This window comes from Sphingomonas sp. (genome assembly GCF_031380695.1).
In the GTDB taxonomy this organism is placed as follows: domain Bacteria; phylum Pseudomonadota; class Alphaproteobacteria; order Sphingomonadales; family Sphingomonadaceae; genus Sphingomicrobium.
Map to the genome: position 1 here is coordinate 1 of NZ_JANMWY010000194.1, position 4,959 is coordinate 4,959.

The following is a 4,959-nucleotide window of genomic DNA, read 5'->3' on the forward strand; positions in this document are numbered from 1 at the left end:
CATGGCGTGCACGCCTTTGCCGGCACCGGCGGCTATCATCCGCACGAGAGCCCATGGTCGATGCTGGTGCCGCTGATCCTGCTGTCGGTCGGCGCGGTGTTTGCGGGCTTTGCGTTCGAGCATGTGTTCGTGTCGCCGGAAGGCGGGCCCGAGTTCTGGCGCGGCAGCCTCTCGTTCAGCGAGCACCTCGCTCACGCGGCCCACGCGGTGCCGGGATTGGTCTCCTTCACCCCGACGATCGTCATGCTGGTCGGGCTGGCGATCGCCTGGAATAATTATATCCGCGATCCGGCCGCGCCCGGTCGCTTCGTCGCGGTCCTGCCTGGGGTGCACGATTTCCTGATGCACAAATGGTATTTCGATGAACTGTACGACGCGATCTTCGTGCGTCCGGCGTTCGCCATCGGTCGCTTCCTGTGGCATCGCGGTGACGAGCAGACGATCGACCGCTTCGGCCCGCATGGCGCGGCGACGATGGTCGGGCTCGGCAACCGCGTCACCGCGCGGGTCCAGTCGGGCTATGTCACCAGCTACGCGCTGGTCATGCTGCTCGGCCTGATCGGCGCGGCGAGCTGGGCGATGTGGTGGGCGTTGTGAGCGGTCTTCCCATCCTTTCGCTCCTCATTGCCATCCCGCTGATCGCCGCAATAGTCGCGCTGTTCGTCGAGGCAAGCACGGCTCGCTGGATCGCACTTGGCGCGACCCTGATCGACCTCGTCCTCGGTATCATGATGTGGCGCGCCTACGTGCCCGGGGGACCGCAGTGGCAGTTCGTCGAGCACATCGGCCTTGCCGGCAACAGCCTCTCGTGGGCGCTCGGAATCGATGGCATCGCGCTGATGCTGATCATGCTCAGCGTGTTCCTGATGCCGATCTGCATCGGCGCGTCGTGGCGCGCGATCGAAAAGCGCGTGCCCGAATATATGGCCGCCTTCCTGCTGATGGAGGCGCTGATGATCGGCGTGTTCTGTGCGCAGGATCTGCTGCTGTTCTACATCTTCTTCGAAGGTGGCCTGATTCCGATGTACCTCATCATCGGCATCTGGGGCGGTGCCGAACGGATCAAGGCGAGCTATAAATTCTTCCTCTACACGCTCGCCGGTTCGGTGCTGATGCTGATCGCGATGCTGGTGATGATTGGCATTGCGGGCACGAGCTCGATCCCCGCGCTGATGGCTTACGACTTCGCGCCCGGCTTGCAGAACTGGCTGTGGCTGGCGTTCTTCGCCAGCTTCGCGGTCAAGATGCCGATGTGGCCGGTCCACACCTGGCTGCCCGATGCGCACGTCCAGGCGCCGACCGCGGGGTCGGTGATCCTGGCGGGCGTGCTGCTCAAGATGGGCGGTTACGGCTTCATTCGCTTCAGCCTGCCGATGTTTCCCGAGGCGTCGGCGCATTATCTGCCGCTGGTATTCGTGCTGAGCGGGATCGCCGTAGTCTACACCAGCCTGGTCGCGCTGGTGCAGCACGACATGAAGAAGCTGATCGCCTACTCGTCGGTCGCGCACATGGCGTTCGTGACGTTCGGGCTGTTTGCCTTCAACCGGCAGGGGATCGAGGGCGCGATGCTGGTGATGCTCAGCCACGGGCTGGTGTCGGGCGCCTTGTTCCTGTGCGTCGGCGTGATTTACGACCGGCTGCACACCCGCGAGATCGCCCGCTACGGCGGACTGAGCAACAATATGCCGGGCTATGCCCTGCTGTTCATGCTGTTCACCATGGCCAGCGTCGGCCTGCCCGGCACGAGCGGGTTCGTCGGCGAATTCCTGAGCCTGACCGGGACGTATCGCGCGTCGAGCTGGGGCGCGGCGGTGGCGACGACTGGCATCATCCTCGGCGCGGCGTACATGCTCTATCTCTATCGACGGATTTGTTTCGGTACGTTGGACAATGCTGACGCGGCGGCGATGCCCGACCTCGATGCGCGCGAATATTGGCTGCTTGCCCCGATCGCGGCGGTGGTGCTGTCGATGGGCGTCTATCCGGAGAGCTTCCTCAAGCCGATGCGCGCCGACGTCGGGCGGTTGCTGACCCGGATCGAGCGCGCCGCACCGGCCGGCGATGCCCATCTGACGCCGGGCAAGCCGCCGCTGCGGGTCATCGAAGCGGAAGAGAAGCACTGATGTTGATGGCGCTCCTTCCCGAATTCACGCTCGGCCTCGGCGCGATCGTGCTGATGATGGTCGCGGCGTTCATGCCGCGCGCCGGGCGGAACACCAGCGGCGGCACGGTGGCGCTGCTCGTCGCGGCAACTGTGATGCTCCTTGGGCCGGCCAGCGATGCCGGACCGCTGTTCGGCGGGCTGATCGCGGCCGACGGCTTTTCGGCGTTCGGCAAGCTGCTGATCTTTCTTGGTGCGGCGGTGGCGATCATCGGCGCGCATGGCTGGTTTGCCGAGATGGTCGGCGGCGATGGGCACAGCGAACATGGCGCGGAATATCCGGTGCTGATCCTGTTCAGCGCGGTCGGCATGGCGGTGATGGTCTCGGCGACCAGCCTGATCACGCTCTATGTCGGGCTCGAGTTGCAGAGCCTCGCCGCCTACGTCCTCGCGTCCTACCGGCGCAGCGACGCGCGCTCGGCCGAGGCAGGGCTGAAATATTTCGTGCTGGGGTCGCTGGCGTCGGGCATCCTGCTCTACGGCATTTCCCTGCTCTACGGCTTTACCGGCACGACCGAATATGGCGGCATCGCGGCGGCGTTCCTGCGCGAGGGGCCGCATTCACTCGGGCTGTTGTTCGGGCTGGTGTCCCTGCTCGCGGGGCTGGCGTTCAAGATCAGCGCAGTGCCGTTCCACATGTGGACACCCGATGTGTACGAAGGGGCGCCGACGCCGGTAACCGCCTTCTTCGCCTCTGCGCCCAAGGTCGCCGCGGTACTACTCGCAACCCGGGTCTGCTTCGGCGCACTGGGCCCGGCGATCGAGGCGTGGCGGCAGATCGTGACCGTGGTCGCGATCGGTTCGATCTTCCTCGGCGCGGTCGCGGATTATGGCCAGACCATCATCAAGCGGCTGCTGGCTTACTCGTCGATCAACAATGTCGGCTTCGCGCTGATCGGCATTGCGGCGGGCGGCGTTCAGGGGGCGAGCGCGGTGCTGTTCTACATGGCGGTTTATCTGGTGATGACGCTCGGCGCTTTCCTGTGCGTGCTGCGTTTGCGCGGTGAGGATGGCGAGCCGATCGAGCAGCTGTCCGCACTTGCGGGCCTGTCGCATTCGCGGCCCGGACTGGCTGCGGCGCTGGCGGCGTTCATGCTCAGCCTCGCCGGAATCCCGCCGCTGTTCGGATTCTGGCCTAAGCTGCAGGTATTCATCGCGGCGGTCCACAGCGGGCTGATCTGGCTCGCCGTGATCGGCATCCTCGGGACGGTCGTCGGCGCCTATTATTACCTCAAGGTCGTCAAGATCCTCTACTTCGACGCGCCCGGTGCACCGCTTGCCCGCGTGAAGGCGCCGCTCGAAGGCGCGCTGATCCTGCTCGCCGCACTGTTCGTGTCTCCGCTCGGCTATCTGCTGATCGGCCCGATCGGGCAGATTGCCGCTAATGCCGCGAGCAGCCTGTTCTGAGCCGCATCCGCATCGTAGATTGCGCCGGGTCGACCATCGCCGTGCTGCTGGGCGACATCGGTGCGGTCGAGGGTGACTGGCTGGTCGCGCTGGCACAGGACGAGGGCAAAGGGCGACAAGGGCGGGCATGGTCGTCGCTGGCCGGCAATTTCTTCGGCTCGACCTTAATTCAACTGCGCGTCGGCGATCCGCCTGCACCCGGCCTGTCACTGGCGTGTGGATTGGCGCTCATCGAGGCTGTCGATGCAGCCGCTCCGGGCGAACCGCTCATGCTCAAATGGCCCAATGACTTGCTGTTGGGCGGGGCGAAGCTCGCCGGGATTCTGCTGGAGCGGACGGGGGATCACATCGTCGCCGGGTTCGGCGTCAACCTCGCTGTCGCCCCGGCGATCGAGGGTCGCGTCACCGCCTCCCTCGACCGCGCGCTCACCCCGCAGGCCTTCGCTCCCCTCCTCGCCGCGAGCATGGCGCGGATGCTCAGTCTTTGGCGGTCGAGCGAGCCTGCCGCCTTCGCCCAGGCATGGCTGGCGCGCGCACATGCGATCGGGACGCCGCTCGACGTGCACAGCGGGCCGGGCAAACGGATTGCCGGGCGGTTCGACGGGCTGGAGGCGGATGGGGCGTTGCGGCTGCGACTGGATGGCGGTGCGGTCGAGGTTATCCGGGCCGGCGACGTCGACCTTCGCTGACGCTCCTGAAACAAGTTCAGGATGACGTCAGGGTGGAACCGGTCTAGGGCGCGCTCATGCTGCTCGCCGTCGATGCCGGAAACACCAACCTCGTCTTCGCGCTGGTCGACGAGACGCGGACGATCCGCGCGCGCTGGCGGATCGCGACCGACGCGCGGCGGACGGCCGACCAATATGCGGTGTGGCTGCACCAACTGCTCGAGCTAGAGGGCTATACCCGCGCCGACGTGACGGCGGTCATCATCGCCACCGTTGTGCCCCGAGCGCTCCATAATCTCGAAGTGCTGAGCGAAAAATATTTTCACGTGACGCCGATGATCGCGGGCAGCGCCAGCGCGCCCTACGGCATCGCGCTCGACGTCGATGAACCCGGCAGCGTCGGTGCCGATCGCGCGCTCAACGTCATCGCCGCGCACGAGCGGCACAAGGGCGACTTGATCGTGATCGACTTCGGCACCGCGACGACGTTCGACGTGGTCGGCAGTTCGGGCGCCTACAAGGGCGGGATCATCGCGCCCGGGATCAACCTGTCGCTCGATGCGCTGGTCGGCGCTGCGGCCAAGCTGCCGCGCATCGCGATCGAGGAACCTGCTGACACGAGCGTCATCGGCCGTACTACCGGATCCCAGATGCTGATCGGCATCTACTGGGGCTATGTCGCAATGATCGAGGGGCTGGTCGTGCGGCTGAAGGCCGAAATCG

At 65.8% G+C, this 4,959-nt stretch carries 4 protein-coding genes and 1 pseudogene; all 5 read left to right on the forward strand.

Annotated features, from left to right (window positions below):
* Nucleotides 1-597, forward strand: a pseudogene (locus RMN84_RS07135) (NADH-quinone oxidoreductase subunit L); the annotation flags it as partial.
* On the forward strand, nucleotides 594-2,123 hold the full coding sequence (locus tag RMN84_RS07140; RefSeq protein WP_309611491.1) for an NADH-quinone oxidoreductase subunit M: 1,530 nt from the start codon (nucleotides 594-596) through the stop codon (nucleotides 2,121-2,123). The pseudogene RMN84_RS07135 and the gene RMN84_RS07140, both read left to right, overlap by 4 nt.
* On the forward strand, nucleotides 2,123-3,568 hold the full coding sequence (gene nuoN / locus RMN84_RS07145; RefSeq protein WP_309611492.1) for an NADH-quinone oxidoreductase subunit NuoN: 1,446 nt from the start codon (nucleotides 2,123-2,125) through the stop codon (nucleotides 3,566-3,568). The genes RMN84_RS07140 and nuoN overlap by 1 nt, the downstream gene beginning before the upstream one ends.
* An 11-nt stretch (nucleotides 3,569-3,579) precedes the next feature.
* Complete coding sequence (locus RMN84_RS07150; protein ID WP_309611494.1) at nucleotides 3,580-4,257, forward strand: biotin--[acetyl-CoA-carboxylase] ligase; 678 nt, start codon at nucleotides 3,580-3,582, stop codon at nucleotides 4,255-4,257.
* 56 nt (nucleotides 4,258-4,313) lie between these two features.
* Nucleotides 4,314-4,959: type III pantothenate kinase (locus tag RMN84_RS07155; RefSeq protein ID WP_309611493.1), on the forward strand; the 646-nt coding region annotated here is incomplete at its 3' end.

What these genes read in the sequence shown, in the direction of transcription:
- nuoN (WP_309611492.1), top strand. Translation starts at nt 2,123, where the DNA reads ATGTTGATGGCGCTCCTTCCCGAATTCACGCTCGGCCTCGGCGCGATC.